General features: G+C 51.2%; 1 pseudogene. It reads right to left on the reverse strand.

Annotation, left to right across the window (positions count from 1 at the left end):
- Positions 1-456: pseudogene (locus tag NW852_RS10275) on the reverse strand (helix-turn-helix domain-containing protein); the annotation flags it as partial.
- Positions 457-705 lie beyond the last annotated feature (249 nt).

Raw genomic sequence — 705 nt, forward strand, 5'->3', positions numbered from 1 at the left:
CTCCCCGTTCCCTTCCCTCCCACACCCCTGTCTGGTCGAGGGCAATCAAATCCTCAAGCTAGTCGTTCTCTTTGCACCTCCTCTTCTTGGACTCTCGCGCTGCGGTAAGTCTTTTTTTAGAGTCATCCCTTGCTTTTTCAAGAAGTTGTGTATTGTGACAGTGCTTACATCAATTGCTAAGCGCTCCCGCAACAGTTCTTGATACTGCCACAGGTAGAGGTCTGGGTGTTCTGCAATGATTGCTATCACTTCCTGTCGATGCTGTTCCAAAATACCCACTCGCTTGGTGCCTACTTTCTTGGGAGTTAAGTCCTGAGTTTGTTGGTACTGTCGCACCCAGCGGTGTACTGTTCTTTTGGTCACCATGAACCGTTCGGCTACCTGACGGATAGAGGTCTGACCTGCCTGATAAGCTGCTACAACTCTTTGCCGTAGATCCAAAGAATGGGTTGGCATCTCTTCCTCCCTCTTAAAACCTGTACCCCATCTTAAATTAACAGGCTGTAACGAGCTTCAAGTCGCTTTTGCAAGCGCAGCCGGATCCAAAGCCCAGGTTGCCGCAGTACCGTAAGGCTGGACTGTTCCCCGTGACCTACCCGAAGCAATGGCTGAAATTCCAAGAAGGGCAGGTTAGAGTGGGCAAGCAAGTCAGGCCTGGTTTGGCCTAGACGCTTTCTGGGTGCAGTTCCCCACCAACTTGCGGTG

The organism is Synechococcus sp. H60.1 (assembly GCF_047462335.1).
Classification (GTDB): Bacteria; Cyanobacteriota; Cyanobacteriia; order Thermostichales; family Thermostichaceae; genus Thermostichus.